Origin of the sequence: Bradyrhizobium sp. UBA2491 (assembly GCF_002341725.1) — a bacterium.
Lineage (GTDB): Bacteria > Pseudomonadota > Alphaproteobacteria > Rhizobiales > Xanthobacteraceae > Bradyrhizobium.
Genome location: NZ_DDOP01000037.1, coordinates 99,047 through 116,590, shown reverse-complemented (window position 1 = coordinate 116,590; position 17,544 = coordinate 99,047). Strand labels below are relative to the sequence as shown.

18 protein-coding genes are annotated in these 17,544 nt (G+C 65.8%); 11 read left to right on the top strand and 7 right to left on the bottom strand.

The features are described 5' to 3' along the window. Positions 1 to 19 precede the first annotated feature (19 nt). Positions 20 to 1,273 carry an SAM-dependent methyltransferase gene (locus tag B2W55_RS11140; RefSeq protein ID WP_024581458.1) on the bottom strand — a complete coding sequence of 418 codons (1,254 nt, stop codon included), beginning with the start codon at positions 1,271 to 1,273 and terminating at the stop codon, positions 20 to 22. Between the two features lie 258 nt (positions 1,274 to 1,531). Between B2W55_RS11140 and B2W55_RS11135 the strand changes: the two genes are divergently transcribed. Next, the gene (locus B2W55_RS11135) at positions 1,532 to 2,401 is read left to right on the top strand and encodes a hypothetical protein (protein WP_024581459.1); all 870 of its coding nucleotides are present in this window, start codon (positions 1,532 to 1,534) and stop codon (positions 2,399 to 2,401) included. 36 nt (positions 2,402 to 2,437) lie between these two features. Continuing rightward, positions 2,438 to 2,617, top strand: coding sequence for a hypothetical protein (locus B2W55_RS11130; RefSeq protein ID WP_024581460.1), 180 nt, complete (start codon positions 2,438 to 2,440; stop codon positions 2,615 to 2,617). Between the two features lie 39 nt (positions 2,618 to 2,656). Here B2W55_RS11130 and rplI read toward each other — a convergent pair whose 3' ends face one another. From rplI to rpsF, 4 genes are all read right to left on the bottom strand, one after another. Continuing rightward, positions 2,657 to 3,259 carry a 50S ribosomal protein L9 gene (gene rplI / locus B2W55_RS11125; protein ID WP_024581461.1) on the bottom strand — a complete coding sequence of 201 codons (603 nt, stop codon included), beginning with the start codon at positions 3,257 to 3,259 and terminating at the stop codon, positions 2,657 to 2,659. A 55-nt stretch (positions 3,260 to 3,314) separates the two neighbouring features. Further along, on the bottom strand, positions 3,315 to 4,286 hold the full coding sequence (locus B2W55_RS11120; protein WP_024581462.1) for a DUF2232 domain-containing protein: 972 nt from the start codon (positions 4,284 to 4,286) through the stop codon (positions 3,315 to 3,317). A gap of 124 nt (positions 4,287 to 4,410) precedes the next feature. Beyond that, positions 4,411 to 4,650 (bottom strand): 30S ribosomal protein S18, encoded by a 240-nt coding sequence (gene rpsR / locus B2W55_RS11115; protein WP_016844287.1) that lies wholly within the window; start codon positions 4,648 to 4,650, stop codon positions 4,411 to 4,413. A gap of 6 nt (positions 4,651 to 4,656) precedes the next feature. Next, positions 4,657 to 5,127 carry a 30S ribosomal protein S6 gene (gene rpsF, locus B2W55_RS11110; RefSeq protein WP_024581463.1) on the bottom strand — a complete coding sequence of 157 codons (471 nt, stop codon included), beginning with the start codon at positions 5,125 to 5,127 and terminating at the stop codon, positions 4,657 to 4,659. A 340-nt stretch (positions 5,128 to 5,467) separates the two neighbouring features. Here rpsF and B2W55_RS11105 point away from each other — a divergent pair, with 340 nt between their 5' ends. From B2W55_RS11105 to gmk, 9 genes are all read left to right on the top strand, one after another. Then, positions 5,468 to 6,178 (top strand): TetR/AcrR family transcriptional regulator C-terminal domain-containing protein, encoded by a 711-nt coding sequence (locus B2W55_RS11105; protein WP_024581464.1) that lies wholly within the window; start codon positions 5,468 to 5,470, stop codon positions 6,176 to 6,178. Then, the gene (locus B2W55_RS11100; protein ID WP_024581465.1) at positions 6,175 to 7,200 is read left to right on the top strand and encodes a fatty acid desaturase family protein; all 1,026 of its coding nucleotides are present in this window, start codon (positions 6,175 to 6,177) and stop codon (positions 7,198 to 7,200) included. The genes B2W55_RS11105 and B2W55_RS11100 overlap by 4 nt, the downstream gene beginning before the upstream one ends. A 220-nt stretch (positions 7,201 to 7,420) precedes the next feature. Then, on the top strand, positions 7,421 to 8,374 hold the full coding sequence (fabD, locus tag B2W55_RS11095) for an ACP S-malonyltransferase (protein WP_024581466.1): 954 nt from the start codon (positions 7,421 to 7,423) through the stop codon (positions 8,372 to 8,374). 21 nt (positions 8,375 to 8,395) lie between these two features. Next, positions 8,396 to 9,133 carry a 3-oxoacyl-[acyl-carrier-protein] reductase gene (gene fabG / locus B2W55_RS11090; RefSeq protein WP_024581467.1) on the top strand — a complete coding sequence of 246 codons (738 nt, stop codon included), beginning with the start codon at positions 8,396 to 8,398 and terminating at the stop codon, positions 9,131 to 9,133. Positions 9,134 to 9,420: 287 nt separating this feature from the next. Then, entirely contained in the window at positions 9,421 to 9,660 is a 240-nt protein-coding gene (locus B2W55_RS11085; protein WP_002716125.1) for an acyl carrier protein, read from the top strand. 96 nt (positions 9,661 to 9,756) lie between these two features. Beyond that, a complete protein-coding gene (gene fabF / locus B2W55_RS11080) occupies positions 9,757 to 11,022 on the top strand; it encodes a beta-ketoacyl-ACP synthase II (protein WP_024581468.1) in 1,266 nt (421 codons plus the stop codon). A gap of 225 nt (positions 11,023 to 11,247) precedes the next feature. Continuing rightward, a complete protein-coding gene (mltG, locus tag B2W55_RS11075) occupies positions 11,248 to 12,510 on the top strand; it encodes an endolytic transglycosylase MltG (RefSeq protein WP_024581469.1) in 1,263 nt (420 codons plus the stop codon). A 201-nt stretch (positions 12,511 to 12,711) separates the two neighbouring features. Beyond that, the gene (locus B2W55_RS11070) at positions 12,712 to 13,599 is read left to right on the top strand and encodes a YicC/YloC family endoribonuclease (protein ID WP_024581470.1); all 888 of its coding nucleotides are present in this window, start codon (positions 12,712 to 12,714) and stop codon (positions 13,597 to 13,599) included. Positions 13,600 to 13,602: 3 nt separating this feature from the next. Beyond that, positions 13,603 to 14,256 carry a guanylate kinase gene (gene gmk / locus B2W55_RS11065; RefSeq protein WP_371412492.1) on the top strand — a complete coding sequence of 218 codons (654 nt, stop codon included), beginning with the start codon at positions 13,603 to 13,605 and terminating at the stop codon, positions 14,254 to 14,256. A 69-nt stretch (positions 14,257 to 14,325) separates the two neighbouring features. Here gmk and B2W55_RS11060 read toward each other — a convergent pair whose 3' ends face one another. Together B2W55_RS11060 and B2W55_RS11055 are read right to left on the bottom strand one after the other, a co-directional pair. Continuing rightward, positions 14,326 to 15,348, bottom strand: a complete 1,023-nt coding sequence (locus B2W55_RS11060; protein ID WP_024581472.1) for a hypothetical protein — start codon at positions 15,346 to 15,348, stop codon at positions 14,326 to 14,328. Positions 15,349 to 16,061: 713 nt separating this feature from the next. Continuing rightward, positions 16,062 to 17,414: a caspase family protein gene (locus B2W55_RS11055; RefSeq protein ID WP_024581474.1), complete on the bottom strand. Its 1,353-nt coding sequence runs from the start codon at positions 17,412 to 17,414 to the stop codon at positions 16,062 to 16,064. Positions 17,415 to 17,544: the final 130 nt, after the last annotated feature.

The following is a 17,544-nucleotide window of genomic DNA, read 5'->3' as shown; positions in this document are numbered from 1 at the left end:
CCGTTTCCGCAGTTTCGGATTATTCGCCGGCGAGTTGCAGCCGGGGCTTGGCGGCGTCGGCTTCCTTCACCCGCAGGCGGGCCTCCTCGCGACCGATATAGTCACGTGTCATCGGCACCACGCCCTGGCGCTTGGTGAGCTGGAGCTGGAAATTCATCATGTTCTGCACCCGGAACGACATCTCCGAAGCCGCCAGATAGAATTCCCACATCCGGGCAAAGCGTTCGTCGTACAGCCGCACGGCCTCTTCGCGCCGCGCCATGAAGCGCTCGCGCCAGGCCTTCAGCGTCTCGGCATAATGCAGACGTAGAATCTCCATGTCGCAGATCAAGAGGCCGGCCTTCTCGATCGCCGGCATCACCTCGGACAGCGCCGGAATATAGCCGCCGGGGAAGATGTATTTCCGGATCCAGGGGCTGGTGACATCGGGACCGGTCGAGCGGCCGATCGAATGCAGCATCATGACACCGTCGTCGCTGAGGAGCTCGGCGCAGCGCTTGAAGAAGGTTTCGTAATAGGCGACCCCGACATGCTCGAACATGCCGACCGAAACGATACGGTCGAACGGGCCCGGGATGTCGCGGTAGTCCTGCAACAGGAAGCGCGCCGAATGCGCCAGGCCCCGCTCGGCGGCACGGGCATTGGAAATCTGCAACTGCTCGGTCGACAGCGTGACCCCGGTAACGTCGGCGCCGCTCATCTCGGCGAGATAGAGGCCGAGGCCGCCCCAGCCGGAGCCGATGTCGAGAATGCGCTGGCCGGGCTTGATCAGAAGCTTCGCGGCGAGGTGGCGCTTCTTGGCGAGCTGGGCATCGTCCAGCGTCGCATCCGGTGTCTCGAAATAGGCGCAGCTGTACTGCTTGTCGGCATCGAGGAAGAGGGAATAGAGCCGGCCATCCAGATCGTAATGGCGCGCGACGTTGCTTTTGGACCGGCCGCGTACGTTGATTTGCTGGGCGCGCCGTCCGAGGAAGCGCAGCCAGGCCTGTAGCCGGGCAAAATTCGGCAACATCGCGGCCTGGCCCATCAGGACGGCCAATACGTCGGCGATGGTGCCTTGCTCGACCACGAACGTGCCGTCCATGAAGGCTTCGCCGAGGTAAAGTTCGGGATCGACCAGGACGCGGACTTCGGCCGCCCTGGTCAGGAAGCGCACCGCGACCGGAACGCCAGTCCCGTCACCGCAGTTGAATTGAGCGCCGCTCGCGGTCGTGAACTTGATCGAACCGCGGCGGATGAAACGCCCCAAGAAGTATCGCAACAATCGGTCCATCGAGACACCAACGGAACGGCACGCTGCACACCGACACCATCGGAGCTGATCACCCCAATGTGTCCCCACACGAAACATAGGTTAGGAATTGGATCGCGCTATTGCGTTGTGCTCAAAGCCGATATTCCAAAATGTGACAATTGCGTGGATGCGTCACGCGTGCGCTTCCATTCGCAGGATAATCGGCTAAAAGGTGACCGCCGCGGCCGATCCATCAGGCGCGGGCGGCGATTTTTCCGGAATCTGGAGACTTAAGGAATGTTGAGCCGAGCCCTCAGTCTGGCGACGGTGACGCTTCTGATTGGCCTGTCGGCTGGATCGGCGCGTGCGCAAAACCTCGAAGCCGGCAAAAGCCCGTCCCAGATTTTCGCGAACACCTGCACGGCGTGCCACAAGAGCCCGCGCGGGCTCCTGAAGACCGTGCCGGCCGGTTCGTTGCCGGGCTTCCTGCGCCAGCACTACACGACGTCCAGCGACATGGCCGGTGTGCTTGCGACCTATCTGATGTCGAACGGCGCCAATGATCCGCGCTATCAGGCCAAGGATCAGCCGAAGGGAGCCAAGGGCAGGGAAGGCCGCCAGGAGGCAACCCAATCGCCCGAACAGCCGTCCGAGCGCCCGGCGCGCCGCCAGCGGCAGGGCGCGGCAACGCCGGAAGGCGCCAAGCCCGATCCCGATGCGGACGGGTTGAACCCGCCGGCCGAGGGACATCACCGCGGGAAGCACATGGCGCGTCCGAGCGAGACGCCGGAGGGCGCCAAGCCGGAGGACGGCCAGACGCCGCAGGCCGCCAGCGAGGGCAAGCCGTCGCGTCAGAAGCACGGCCGCCGCGGCAAGCCCACCGAGGAGCCGAAGTCGGACGAGACGCCGAAGGGCGAGTCGGCCGGAGGGGCCGACAAGCCAGACACGGCGAAAGTCGATGCGCCCAAGACCGAGCCCAAGAGCAGCAGCGAGACCGCGCCTGTGCGGTCGGATCCGGTTCCCCAAGTGACGCCCGCGCCTGAGCCGGCCGCGGCCGCATCTCCCACGCCGGCGCCCGCCGCGCCGCCGGTGACTGCGACTGCCCCGCCGCCGCCACCGGCGCCGACCGCAGGTTCCGGTCCGCCGGAGGCTCCGACCTCGAAGTAATCGCCAACGCCGGGCCGCAAGGTCCGGCGTTTTCATTTGACCGATTCGTGGCCGACTAACGCCACCACGATCGCGGCAGCGACGTCGCGCGGCCAGCCAGCGCTCACCGCGGTGTTCCGCGTCGTCGACCGCAAGGAGACGCATGCCGCGACGGCGCGGGCGTCGATCGCGATGCTCGATGACAAGACGGCGGCGCGAATCAAAAGCCCGGCCTGATCGGCCGGGCTTCGATTGGTAGGGCGATGGAGCGAAAGCTTACTTCTCTTCGGCAGCCGGAGCCGGCGCCTCTTCGTCGTCGTGCTGGGCTTCCGGATCGAAGAATTCGCCGGCGGCGGCGAGCGCCTCGGCGGCCGCGTCCTGGTCTTCCTGGCGGGTCGAGATGTCCTCGCCGCGCTTGATCCGATCGGCCTCTTCGGCCGAGCGGGCGACCGTCACGTTGACGCTGGTCTCGACCTCGGGGTGGACCGCGATCGTGACCTTCTGCTGGCCGATCACCTTGATCGGCGAGTCGAGCCAGACCTGCGGACGCGCCACGGTAATGCCGTCGGCGGCGAGCGCCAGCACGATGTCGCGCACCGAGACCGAGCCGAACAGCTGGCCGGATTCGGAGGCCTGGCGGATGATGACGATGTCGCGGCCGTCGATCTTCTCGGCGACCTTGGAGGCTTCGCCCTTGGCCTTGATGTTGTTGGCCTCGAGCTCGGCCTTCATGCCGTCATACTTGGCGCGGTTCGCCTCGGTGGCGCGCAGCGCCTTACCGCGCTTGAGCAGGAAGTTGCGGGCGAACCCGTCCTTGACGCGCACGACTTCGCCCATCTGGCCAAGCTTGGCGACGCGTTCCAGCAGAATGACTTCCATGTTGATTCTCCTTTAGATGTTTAAGTATCGGGTTGAAGTGGTTGGATCGAAAATCTCATGCCGCGGGCAGCGGCGGCGGTCTTGTCTGAAGGTAGCGCTGGCGCAGTCCGAACACGGCGTCCGCGATGCCAAGCGCGAAGATCGCCACCAGCGGCCAGCCGAACATGGCGACGACGGCGTAGATGCCGCCGAGCCAGAAGCCGCGATTGCTGAGCGACAGCGTCAGGGTGTGCAGCACCGCGAAGCCGACGAGCGCATAGGCGATCACCAGCGCCGTGGTGACGAGCTGGGCCAGCATGGCGAGCATGCCGCCGACGAAGCTGAGCCCGGCCGCAACCAGCAGCGCGACCAGCGTCATGGCGGGAAGCGCCGTGCTGCGCAGCTCCGGCCACGGTCGGTTCAGCCGTCCGGAGGTCTGCGTGATCTTTCCGGCCAGCCACAGGTTGAGCGTCAGCGTGACCATCGCGATGACCGTCGCCGCGAGCGGCGCGAAGATCACCAGCATGTCGACCAGCCGCTCGACCTCGCCGCTGGCTTGCGCTTCGCCGGCGCCGAGCACTCTGAGCAAGCCGCGCCGCAACGTGCTGGTGATCGTGTCGGTATCCGTGCCGAGGGTGAGCAGCGCGCCGCTCGTCGTGATCACAGCGAAAGCCGCGATCCACAGCAGAACGCGGCCGACCGGGAACCATTCGAATGCAGGCTGCTGCTGGCCGACACCATTGCCCGCCGCCGGGCTCTCGATCGGCCGGCCGAGCAGCGCGAGGTGGCCGAGCCACCAGCCGGGCAGGGCAACCATCATGGCGAACGCGATGCTGTAGGGAAGCCCGAAGATCGCGCCGAGCACCGAGGCCGCAGCGACGCCGCCGATCGCGGCGGCCAGCGGGCCCCAGCCGAGCGCCGACACCATCAGCGGCAGCGGCGCGAGATAGAACAGCAATATCGAGATCGCCGCGCCCGAAATGATCGAGGCGAACATCAGCGCCGACGCGGCGCCGGCTGCAAGTCCAATGGTGAGTATCGCGATCATCAGCTGTCCCGCCCCCTTCGAGCGGTTAGGGGTCCTGCATCGAGAACCCCAACCATCGGCGACCGGACGACCCGGAAGCCTTATGAGAATGCGCGGCCGGCGGTGTACCGCCGGCCGAAGACGATTAGCGGATAACGTAGGGCAGGAGGCCGAGGAAACGCGCGCGCTTGATGGCGCGGGCGAGTTCACGCTGCTTCTTGGCGGAGACGGCCGTGATGCGGCTCGGCACGATCTTGCCGCGCTCGGAGACGTAACGCATCAGCAGCTTGGAATCCTTGTAGTCGATCTTCGGCGCATTCGCGCCCGTGAACGGGCAGGACTTGCGACGACGGAAAAACGGACGGCGGGCACCAGCATCAGCCATGATTCTTTACTCCTCGGTCGCAGCTTCTTCGTCGCGCGGACGGCGCGGACCACGATCGCCGCGGAAGCCGCCGCCTTCGCGATCGCCACGGAAGCCACCGCCTTCACGGTCGCCACGGAAGCCGCCACCGCGGTCATCGCGCTCGCGGTCACGGTCGGCCTTGCGCATCATCGCCGACGGGCCTTCCTCGTGCTCTTCGACGCGCACGGTGAGGTAGCGGATGACGTCTTCGTTGATCCGCTCCTGGCGCTCGATCTCGGTGACGACAGCCGACGGAGCGTCGATGTTCATCAGGACGAAATGCGCCTTGCGGTTCTTGTTCATGCGGTAGGTGAGGGAGCGCACGCCCCAGCTCTCGGTCTTGGTGACCTTGCCGCCGCCCTGTTCGACGATACCCGTCATCTGGGCCGTCAGTTCATCCACCTGTTGGGTGCTCGCATCCTGACGCGCGAGAAAAACATGCTCATAAAGAGGCATGGTTGTCCTTTCCTGTGTTGGCGCGGGTTCCGGCGACAAGCCCTTCGAGACCTTCGGAAAGGACTCGAGCTGCTCAGAAGGCGGGAGCACGGGACGACGGGCCGACTGGCCCTGCCACATCAAAATCAACGGGTGAATTTGCTGAGACCGTCCGTTCAGCTCCCGGCCGGAGCCCACGAATGGCGCGCTTTATACGGATTTTGGCTGGGAAGGCAAGCCTTGCCCGCCACCGGATTGGCAATAGGGCTTAGTCTCTCGAGGCCAATCAACGCAACTTTTCCCAGTTCAGCCTTGATTTCTTTGTTTGTATATCATACAAATATATCGGGAGGACGATCAGATGGGTTCGGAGACCGCCAGCGGCATGTCTGCGCCCGATCCGAAGCACGCGGTGCGCGCGACGCGGTCGGCTGGGCGCAAGATGCGTTCGCTGCTGCTCGACGCCGCCAGCCGGCTGTTCAAGGAGCGCGGGCTCTCCGGTACCTCGATCTCCGACATCGCTGCGGCCGCCGACGCCTTCCCAAGCCAGATCACCTACTACTTCCGCACCAAGGAGGCGCTGTTCGTCGAAGCCGCGAGCCGCGACATGCTTTACCTCGCGCGCGCCACTGAGCAGGCCGCTCTTCAGGCCCGCACGCCGCGGGACTACACCCATGCGCTCGCCGCGACCGTGACGGCGACCGACACGGTCGCCTTCTTCGCCGAGGCCCTGACGCTGACGCGACGCCGGCAGGATCTCGCGCCACTGGTCGAGCGCACCATCGAGCGTCTGCATAGCGAAGGCGCACGCGCCTATGCCGGCCAGGTCGAGCGGCATGGCTGGCGTTCGCTGCGCGCCCCGGAGGAGAGTTCGCGGCGGTTCTGGGCAATTGCGATTGGCGTGATCGTCGAAGGTTTTGCGATGGGCCGCGGCGCCGAGGAGATGTGCCGCGAATTGCTGCGCGCGCTCGGCGAGCAGGCAACATCGACATCGGCTGCTGAGACGACGCGCCTGCGCCTGGTTGGCGACCGCGATACTTCATCCGCTCCGGACGGGGAGACCAGCTCATGACCGCGCTTCGCATGCGTGCCCGCGATTTCCTCACCGAAGACGAACTGGTTTCGGTTCGACAGCGCACGACGTGGAAGGGCGTCGCCCTGATCGTGCACGCCTGGGCGCTGATCCTGGGCGCGATCGCGCTGGTCGCGTGGTGGCCCAACCCGCTGACCTATCTGCTCGCGGTCGCCATCATCGGCTCGCGTCAGCTCGGCCTTGCGATCCTGATGCATGACGGCGCGCATGGCTGTCTCTCTGCGGACGAGAGGACCAATCTCGCGCTGAGCCAGTGGTTTTGCGCCTATCCGATCTTCGCCGAAACCCGTGGCTATCGCCGTTATCATTTGCAGCATCATGCCCGCACGCAGCAGGAGGACGATCCGGATCTCGTGCTGTCGGCGCCGTTTCCGATCACCAGGATGAGCTACCGCCGCAAGTTCTTCCGCGATATCACCGGGCAGACCGGCTACCAGCAGCGCAAGGCGCAACTGCTCAATGCGATCGGGCCGAAGGAGTGGCCGTTGTCACGGCGCGCCGCCAACTTCTGGCAGAAGCTCGGGCCGCAATGCGTCGCCAACACGCTGCTGTTCGCGGGTTTAGCCGCTGCCGGCGTGTGGTGGGCCTATCCGCTGCTGTGGCTGGTGCCGCTGTTGACCTGGATGATGGTGATCACGCGCATCCGCAACATCGCTGAACACGCCGTCGTGCCCGACAGCTCCGATCCGCTGCGCAACACCCGCACCACGCGGGCCAACGTCCTCGAACGTCTGTTCATCGCACCGTACTACGTGAACTATCACCTCGAGCATCATCTGCTGTTCTACGTGCCCTGCTACAACCTGCCGCGCGTGCACCGCATCCTGAGCGGGAGCCGCTATGCCGACCGGATGGAGGTGCAGCCGGGCTACACGGCTGTGCTGCGGCTTGCGACCGCAAAGCCCGATCGGGAAGACCGCCCGGGCCAATTGGTCAACAGCGCGCGCCGGGCGCGGGCCGGCGCCGAGGTCAACGCCGACCAGAATGCCGGTGGATTCTAGGGCCGAACCGGCCCGGCATCCCCAGGGTTCCGCCAGCGCGGCTTGACATCGCGCCTCCCATCAGTGTCTTACGGCCCGGTCCGGGGCCGGTTGCAAGGCTTGATTGCAAGGGATTGCCCGGACCCGCCGTGGCGCGGTTCGCGCGACGCGGATACCGTTTTCCCCTGCGGCAGGCGCGGCGCCTGCGCGGAGATCACGCTCAACAAGGTAGGGATCGCCGATGACGGCAGCTTTTACGTTTCCCGGGCAGGGCTCGCAGGCGGTTGGCATGGGCAAGGCCCTGGCCGACGCCTTTCCGGTCGCCAAGGCGGTGTTCGACGAGGTCGATGCGGCTCTCGGCGAGAAGCTGACCGCGATCATCTGGGATGGTCCGGGCGAGACGCTGCAACTGACCGAGAATGCCCAGCCGGCCCTGATGGCGGTCTCGATCGCCACCTTGCGTGTGCTTGAGAGCGAAGCCGGCTTCTCGGTCGGCCGCAACGCGGCCTTCGTTGCTGGGCACTCGCTCGGCGAGTATTCGGCGTTGGCCGCGGCCGGTAGCCTGACGATCAGCGACACCGCAAAGCTGCTGCGGACCCGCGGGCTGGCGATGCAGAAGGCGGTGCCGGTCGGCGTCGGTGCGATGGCCGCACTGCTTGGGCTCGACTACGAGACCGCCGTGGCGGTTGCCGGTGAGGCGGCGCAGGGTCAGGTCTGCCAGGCGGCCAATGACAATGGCGGCGGACAGGTGGTGGTCTCCGGCGACAAGGCCGCGGTCGATCGCGCCGTCGAGATCGCCAAGACCAAGGGCGCCAAGCGCGCGATGCTGCTGCCGGTGTCGGCGCCGTTCCACTGCAAGCTGATGCAGCCGGCGGCCGATGCGATGGCGCAGGCGCTCGCGGGCGTCACCATCAAGGCGCCGGCCGCGCCGCTGGTCTCCAATGTGCTGGCGTCCGCCATCACCGATCCCGACGAGATTCGCCGCCGCCTGGTCGAGCAGGTCACCGGGACCGTGCGCTGGCGCGAGTCGGTCGCCTATATGGCTGGGCAGGGGGTGACGCGGTTCTTCGAGATCGGCGCCGGCAAGGTGCTGAGCGGCCTGGTCAAGCGCATCGCCGATGGCGCGGTCGGCGTGTCCGTCGGCGGCCCGAACGATATCGCTGCGGCCAAGGACGCGCTGGCAGCTTCGGCTTAATGCAGCCGGGAGGAGAATTCGATGTTTGATCTGACTGGCAAGACCGCGCTCGTGACGGGTGCAACCGGCGGCATCGGCGGCGCGATCGCGCAGGCGCTGCATGCGCAGGGGGCGACGGTGGCGATCTCGGGGACGCGGCGCGAGGTGCTGGACGGCTTCGCGGCCAAGCTCGGCGAGCGCGTACACGTGCTGCCGTGCAATCTCTCCAGCAAGGATGATGTCGAGGCGCTGGTGCCGGCGGCGGAAGCTGCGATGGGGCAGGTCGACATACTGATCGCGAATGCCGGCATCACCCGCGACAACCTGTTCGTCCAGCTGCGCGATGAGGATTGGGACGACGTGATTGCGGTCAACCTGACCGCGACGTTCCGGCTCGCGCGCGCCGCGACCAAATTGATGATGCGCAAGCGCTTCGGCCGCATCATCGCGATCACCTCGATCGTGGGCGTCACCGGCAATCCGGGGCAGGGCAATTACACCGCGTCGAAGGCCGGCATCATCGGCCTGATCAAGACGCTGGGTGCCGAATACGCCAAGCGCGGCGTGACCGCCAATTGCATCGCGCCGGGCTTCATCAAGACGCCGATGACCGACGCGCTGAACGACAAGCAGCGCGAAACCATCCTGGCGAAGGTTCCTGCGGCGCGGCTTGGAACGCCCGAGGATATCGCTGCCGCGGCGGTCTATCTGGCCTCGAACGAGGCCGCCTACGTCACCGGACAGACGATTCACGTCAACGGTGGAATGGCTATGATTTGAGCTGTTGCCGGCTCTCGCAATGCGGCGAAAAGCCGTTTTCGGGAGCCGGTTCAGGCGTGTAGTCAAGGCTTGGGAAGTATGATAGCTGAACCCCCCATGGATGGGCAAAGAACGCCATTGCAGGATTTTGAATCCCTGTATATTGGCGTGGCGACGCCTGCCGTTCGCCGGGGCTTAGTCGGCTACGACCGGGCCGAATCAAGACTATGCGCGATTGAGTAATCGAGACGACCACGATGGCTCGTATCGTCTTGGGGTCGGGTCCAATGGAACAACGAGGTTGAACGATGAGTGAGATTGGCGAGCGGGTTAAGAAGATTGTGGTCGAGCACCTTGGTGTCGAGCCCGAGAAGGTGGTCGATAGCGCGAGCTTCATCGATGACCTCGGCGCCGACAGCCTCGACACGGTCGAGCTCGTGATGGCCTTCGAAGAAGAATTCGGTTGCGAGATTCCCGACGACGCGGCGGAGACCATTCTCACCGTCGGCGACGCGACCAAGTTTCTTGAGAAGAACGCGAAGAGCTAACGCCGATCGCGAAGTTGACAGGGCCGGACGGACCGCGATCGAGCGGTCCCCCGGCTTCTTACTATTAGCCGCGCATTGCTGGCCGGAGACGTTGAAATGAGACGAGTTGTCGTCACGGGGCTGGGCATGCTTTCACCGCTCGGCTGCGGCGTTGACGCAACTTGGACGCGGATCCTCGCCGGCGAGAGCGGTGGCAAGAAGATCGACACCTTCGAGGTGTCCGACCTGCCGAGCCAGGTCGCTTGCTACATTCCGCGCGGCGACGGCGCCAATGGCACCTTCAATGCCGATCAGTGGATGGAGCCGAAGGACCAGCGCAAGGTCGACGACTTCATCCTTTACGCGATGTGCGCGGCCAAGCAGGCGCTCGACGACGCCAACTGGCATCCGACCTCCGATGAGGACCAGTTCGCGACCGGCACCATGATCGGCTCCGGCATCGGCGGGCTCACCGGCATTGCCGAGACCGCGGTGCTCCTGAAGGAGCGTGGCCCGCGCAGGATCTCTCCCTTCTTCATCCCGGGCCGCCTGATCAATCTGGCATCGGGCTACGTCTCGATCGAGCATGGCCTCAAGGGTCCCAATCATGCTGTTGTCACCGCGTGCTCGACCGGCGCGCATGCAATCGGCGACGCGGCGCGGCTGATCGCGCTCGGCGATGCCGAGGTGATGGTGGCGGGCGGCGCCGAATCGCCGATCTCGCGCATCGGCATCGCGGGCTTCTGCGCGGCGCGCGCATTGTCCACCGGCTTCAACGACACCCCGCAAAAGGCGTCGCGTCCTTATGACAAGGATCGCGACGGCTTCGTGATGGGCGAGGGCGCCGGCATCGTCGTGCTCGAGGAATACGAGCATGCGAAGCGCCGCGGCGCCAAGATCTACGCCGAGGTCACCGGCTACGGCCTGTCGGGCGATGCCTTCCACATCACCTCGCCGCCGCCGGACGGCAATGGCGGCTTTCGCAGCATGAGCATGGCGCTGAAGCGCGCCGGCCTCGCCGCCGCCGATCTCGACTACATCAATGCCCACGGCACATCGACGCTGGTCGGTGACGAGATCGAGCTCGGCGCGGTCGAGCGGCTGCTCGGTAATGCGGCCTCCAAGGTTTCGATGTCGTCGACCAAGTCCGCGACCGGGCATCTGCTCGGTGCGGCCGGCGCGATCGAGGCGATCTTCGCGATCCTGGCGATTCGCGATAACGTGGTGCCGCCGACCATCAATCTCGATAATCCGTCGGTGGAGACGGCAATCGATCTTGTGCCGCACACGGCGCGCAAGCGTGACGTGAATGTGGCGCTGTCCAATTCCTTCGGTTTCGGCGGCACCAACGCCTCCGTGATCGTGCAGCGCGTGACCAATTAGTAGGTCGGTAGAGCGTTTTCGAGCGAAGTGGGTACCGGTTCGCGTGAAGAAAACGCGTCAGAATAAGAATCCAAAGTCCCGTTCCGATGTGATCGGAACGGGACTTTAGAACTAGTCCACCGTTTTGCCGTATTCCGCGGTGACTCCTATTAGCGGGCGTATGCTATTGGCAGGGCAGGGGTTTGTCCGGCCACGATTGAACCGGCAGGATATTGGTTTGCATCGATGAGTGAGAGGCCGCCCATTTCACCGAGGAGTCCACGTGCCGCGCTGGAGCCCGAGCAGGTTCCGCCGCCGCCCAAGCGCTCGGATCGCGCCCGCAATCCCTTCGTGATCGTCGGCAATGCCATCTTCACGATCCTGATCATCCTGATGATCGGTGCCGGTGCCACGTACTATTACGGCAAGCAGACCCTGGAATCGCCGGGACCGTTGCAGGAAGACAAGATCGTCAACATCCCCGCGCGCGCCGGCAAGCGCGACATCGCCGACGTGCTCTCGCGCGAGGGCGTGATCAACGTCAATCCGTGGATCTTCATCGGCAGCGTGTTTGCGCTGAAGGCAAGTTCCGACCTCAAGCCGGGTGAATATTCGTTCCAGAAGAATGCCAGCCTGCGCGACGTCATCGCCACCATCGTCGATGGCAAGGTGGTGCAGCACGCGATCACGATTCCCGAAGGCCTGACCTCGGAGCAGATCGTGTCGCGGCTCACCGACAACGACATCTTCACCGGATCGGTGCGCGAGATCCCGCGCGAGGGAACGCTGCTGCCGGAGACCTACAAGTTCCCGCGCGGCACCACGCGCGACCAGGTGATCCAGCGCTTGCAGCAGGCGCAGAAGCGCGTGCTTGCCGAGATCTGGGAACGCCGCAACACCGACACGCCGCTGAAATCGCCGGACCAGCTGGTGACGCTGGCATCGATCGTCGAGAAGGAAACCGGCCGCGCCGACGAGCGCAGCCGCGTTGCCGCCGTGTTCGTCAACCGCCTGCGCCAGCGGATGAAGCTGCAATCCGATCCGACCATCATCTACGGACTGGTGGGCGGCAAGGGCACGCTCGGACGTCCGATCAAGCGCAGCGAGATCACGCAGCCGTCGCCCTACAACACCTATGTGATCGACGGCTTGCCGCCTGGACCGATCGCCAATCCCGGCCGCGCCTCGCTGGAGGCGACCGCCAACCCGGCGCGCACGCGCGACCTGTTCTTCGTGGCTGACGGAACCGGCGGTCACGCCTTTACCGAAACCTACGACCAGCACGCCAAGAACGTCGCCAAGCTGCGTGCGTCGGAGAAGCAGATCCAGAACGACACCGTCGAGCCCGCCGACGAGACGGCGCCCGCCGCCGCGGCGCCCGGCGCGGCCGACACCAATCCAACGGCGACCACGCCGCCGAAGCCGACCAATCAGAAGAAGCCGCCGCGCAGCGGTCGCCAGGGCGCCGCCCAGCAGCAGACCAATTCGCCGCCCGTCGTGCAGCGCTGACACGCGCGCGATCAGATCGGCCTCTTGTCCGACGCTCCGGAACGCCGCGCAACGGCTTCGCCGGATCGCTTGAGCCCTGCATTTTCCGGGGTGGAACGTAATTCCACTTTCACGGAATCCGTTTTAAGGTCGAACCGGCTCCGGACGAGTCTCGTAGGCTCCGGGTGAGTCCCATATCCTTCTGTTGGAGAGTTGCACGCGATGGCGCTGTCGAGCATGACTGGCTTTGCCCGAAGCCATGGCGGAAGCGGTCCCTACACGTTCGAATGGGAGCTGAAATCGGTCAACGCCAAGGGCTTTGACCTCCGGTTGCGGCTGCCGCCGGGCTGGGACGAACTGGAGGCCCTGGCCAAGAAGCGCGCCGGCGAATTGCTGTCGCGCGGCACGGTCTATGCCAATCTCAGCGTCAAGCGCACCGATGCGGCGCAGACGATCCGGATCAATGAGGACGTGCTGGCCGCGGTCGTGAAGGTCGCAGGTGAGCTCGCGCAACGGATCGACGCGGTGGCGCCGAGCATCGACGGACTGCTCGGCATCAAGGGCGTCATCGAAGTGGTCGAGCCTGAGAGCGACGAGGACGAGGACAAGGCGGCGCGCGAAGCGGCGGCGAAGGCGTTCGAGCAGGCGCTCGGCAGCCTGGTGGAGATGCGCCGCCGCGAGGGCGACGCGCTGGGCCAGATCCTGATGCAGCGGATGGACGAGATCGAGCGGCTCGCCAAGCGCGCCGAGACCGCGCCTGGTCGTAAGCCGGAGGCGATCAAGGCAAGGCTTGCCGAGCAGATCGCGGCGCTGCTGGAAACATCCGATCGCTTCGATGCCGACCGCCTCAGCCAGGAGGCGATCCTGATCGCCACCAAGGCCGACATCCGCGAGGAGCTCGACCGCATCGCCTCGCACATTGCCCAGGCGCGCGAGATGATCGGCAAGGGCGGGCCGGTCGGGCGGCGGCTCGACTTCCTCGCGCAGGAGTTTAATCGCGAGGTCAACACCTGCTGCTCGAAGTCGAACGACGTCGAGCTGACCAACACCGGACTTGAAATGAAGAACGTGGTGGAGCAGTTCCGCGAACAGGTTCAGAATCTGGAGTGAATGATGACGGCGGAGGGGTTTGACGGCGTTGAGCGGCGTGGACTGATGTTCGTCCTGTCGTCGCCCTCGGGCGCCGGCAAGACGACGCTGTCACGCATGCTGATCGATCGCATGCCGGGCCTGAAAATGTCGGTGTCGGCGACCACGCGCTCGAAGCGGCCGGGCGAGGTCGAGGGCCGCGATTACTTCTTCGTCGACAAGACCAAGTTCGAGGCCATGGCCAAGCAGGGCGAGCTGCTGGAATGGGCCACCGTGTTCGACAACCGCTACGGCACGCCGCGCGCGCCGGTCGAGGCCGCGCTGGCGGCCGGTCAGGACGTGCTGTTCGACATCGACTGGCAGGGCACCCAGCAATTGCGCGAGAAGGCGCGGGCCGACGTGGTCAGCGTCTTCATCCTGCCGCCGTCGGCCGCCGATCTCGAGAAGCGGCTGCACACCCGCGCGCAGGATTCCGAGGACGTCATCCGCGGGCGGATGAACCGCGCCACGCACGAATTGAGCCATTGGGCGGAGTACGACTACATCGTCGTCAACCAGAACGTCGACGATGCCTTTGCCGAGGTGCAGTCGATCCTGAAGGCCGAGCGCCTGAAGCGGGAGCGCCGCACCGGCCTCACCGAATTCGTGCGCGGCCTGCAGCGCCAACTCGAGAAGTAGCGCGCCGCAACCGTGATGCGATCGCAACCGATCGCATCACGTCTCATTGTTCCTATTCCAGAACGGACGCTAGTTCGCCGCGCTGCGCGCCAGCCGCTGCAGCATCGCGGCGATCTGCTGGTTGTCTTGCTCGGTTTGATCTGGCTTGCGCGCGATCTCACGGCGGGGCGCCGGTGTCTCGGCACGACGCGGCACCTGGGTCTCCGCACGCCGCGGAGTGGCCTCCGACAGCCGTAGCGGACGGTCCCGGTTGACGACGGCCATCGGCGGCGCCGGCTCGGTGTGGAGCGAATCCCACGGTGCGCGCCACTCGTCACTGATCTCGTAGGGCGGCGTCCGCGTCCGCGTCAGCCGGAACACCAGCGCGCTGACCAGGCCGGCCAGCGCCAGTGCACCGACCATCACGAACAGCAGCATCTGCGTCGAGGATGCAGACTTCTCGGCAGGCGTCTCGGCTGCCACGGGGACCGCAGGTGCGGGCGCGGCGGCCTGCTGCGGCGTTGCATCGGCTTGCGCGACCACGGTCGGCTGGTCTGCTGCGTGCCGGGTCCCGTTGGTTCCGGCCATGCTCGAGGCGTCCAGCCATCTCGCATTCGCGTCTGATGATTGGGCGTTCGCTTCGGGCGGCGCTGCCGGAGCCGCCGGAATTGGCGCTGCGCTGTCGGCTTGACCGGCGCCGGCGACCGCGCTGGGCGCGGTCCCAGCCTGCGGCGAGGGCCATTCAGCACGCGCATCGGCGATGGATTTGCGCATTGCCGGCGGCGGCGCCGGCTGGCCCTGTGGTGGTGTTGCGTCGGCCGTCGCCGTGTCGGGCACGGCTGCTGGCTGCGCGACTGCGGTCTTGGCAACCTTGTTCCTGGCGTCACCGAGGTACCAGCACTTCTTCTGGGTGCTGCGGTCGAGGTGATAGAACCAGTGACTTCCTGCCGGCGCGGTTCCCTTCGGTGCGGACTGACAACTGTCCGCCGTCCTGGCAGTGGCCGTGCCGGTGCCCGCCGTGGTGGCGGCGTTCTGGGCCATGGCGCCGAAGTTGGCGCCGGCCATGATGCTGGCGGCTAGCGCCGCAGCGAATTTCGCTGAACGATTTGACATACACGTCCCCGGTATTTCTTTTTTTACGCAAGCGCTGGCGATACCAATCTCGGCAAAGAGTTGGGTCGCAATGCGCCGCAAATCCGGAGCGGTTAGGGCTTAATTGGGGCTTGCGGCGCTCCGCGATTGCGGCGCGCCGGGGGCAGGAAACTTCCGGGGCGAGGGAAGAGGCGGACTATCGCTTTGATGCGGTCCAGTGGCCCCTGCATCCGTCGGAGCGGACGAACGACCCGGAACCGCTGCGGCCGGAGAACCGGCCCGAACTGGTCCAGGTCAGACCTCCAGCGGATCCGCCTCCGGTCGTGGCGCCGTTGGGGCTGACCTGTCCGGAACTCATCTCTCCGGAAATACTGCCGCCGGATATCACCAGTCGCTCCGTGCTCGACCCGCAAGGCGAGCCTTCCGCAACGACGACCCACGAACCATCGAAATTGCCGCCACCGCCGCTACTTTCGCTGCCACCTTTCCTGGTGGCGCGGCGTGGCGCTTCCGAATTCTTGCTTCGCTCCGGCTTCGAGGGCGTCACCGCGCGCGGCGCGGTACGGGTCCCGGACAGCGACTTCTCGTCATTGCCGATGCTGCCGCCGCTGCTGCCGGATTGCGCAAATGCGGACGTCGACCCGAGCGCGAACAGGAGCAGGGTCGAAAGCAGGGCGGGGCCTGCCGATGAGCAAAACATGCTTTTCATTTTCAGGTCTATCCAATGTGATCAATCAATGTCCGGTGCCGTCGGCGCAGACGGCATCGATAATGCGACAGGATTTGCCGGCCTTGCCGCATTCGTCAAGCGCGGCGCTCTTGGCGCGATCGAGCGCATCACGCTGGATCAGCGACCAGGACTTGCTCGATATCGCGAATGCGCCACAGCGCGTCCCGTAGAAGGAAAGCTCGAGGGTGCATTTGGCTCCGCCGCATTTGGCACGGGCGTCGTCGACCGCGGCACGGCGCGACGAATGCTTCCAGGAGATGCCCCATTTGTCGATGTCGGGCCCGTAGACAATCGATCCCCAGGGCTGCAAGTCCTCCATCTTGCGCAGCCGCGTCAGCACGCCTTCGGTGGCTTCGCCGGTCGGCGTCATCGCCACCTTCTGCTGGAATTTGCTGATCGCCGCGCGCATGTCGTTCGGTTCGGGATCGAAATTGTGCTCGTAGAGCCGGTCGCTCAATTCACGCAGCAGCGCGCCATCCTTGATCGGGATGCGGTCGGGATCGGGCCGCAGCGAGCCCGGCAATTGCGGCTCGGGCTGCGGCGCGACCGCGACCTTCGGCCCGGCCGGCGCCGCGGGCGGCACGAAATAGAACGTCCCGTCGATCGGCGACGATGAGACCCAGGGCTGTTGCGAGCCGCCGGTCTCGCGTTTCACCGCGAGCCCGACCTGATTGAAGGTCTGGAAGATGTCGAGGCCGGCGAGCCGGATCGTGGCGGCCAGCGCCTTGGTGTAGGGGCTGTGGCCGTCGCTGCCGTCCTGCGCGACATTGCCGGGTTGCGTGGCGTAGGAGATCAGCGTGCCCTCGGGAGCGCGCATCTGCGCAAGACCGCCGTCGGCTGCGCGCAGCCCGCGTCCGCCGAACGGATTGTTCCGGCAGGCGTCGAGGATCACCATGTTGAGCCGCGTGCCGGAGCCCTGCATCTGCCGCAGCACCAGATTGACGTCGAGCATCTGGAAATCGACGTCGGCCTCGCGGGTGGCGTTGGCGCTGACCGGCACCAGATAGTTCGCGCCGGAGACCTGGACGCCGTGGCCGGCATAGTAGAACAGCGCGACGTCGGCGCCCTGGACCTGGCGGCCGAAGCTCTGGACTGCGATGTCCATCGCCGGCTTGTCGAGATCGAGCTGGGCGCGGCCGCCGACCAGAGTGAAGCCGAGGCTTGCCAGCGTCTCGGCCATCAGGGCGGCATCGTTGCGCGGATTGTCGAGCCGCGTCACGTTCTGGTAGGCGGAATTGCCGATCACCAGCGCGACGCGCTTTTCGGTGGCCGCCTGTGCCACGCCGATGAACGCCTGCCACAACAGCGCAAGCAGCACCGCAGCCGCCAAGCTCCTGCCTTGCACCGCCCCGCGCATGCCCTGTGACCTCTCAGCCCGGAGCGTAGATTACCAGCGGGCGCGAGAGGACAAAAGCAGCAGTCAAGGTCACGGGGCGCGACCAATCGCGCTCAGTGACGTCACACAAGGGCAGGTGCAAGGGCAAGTC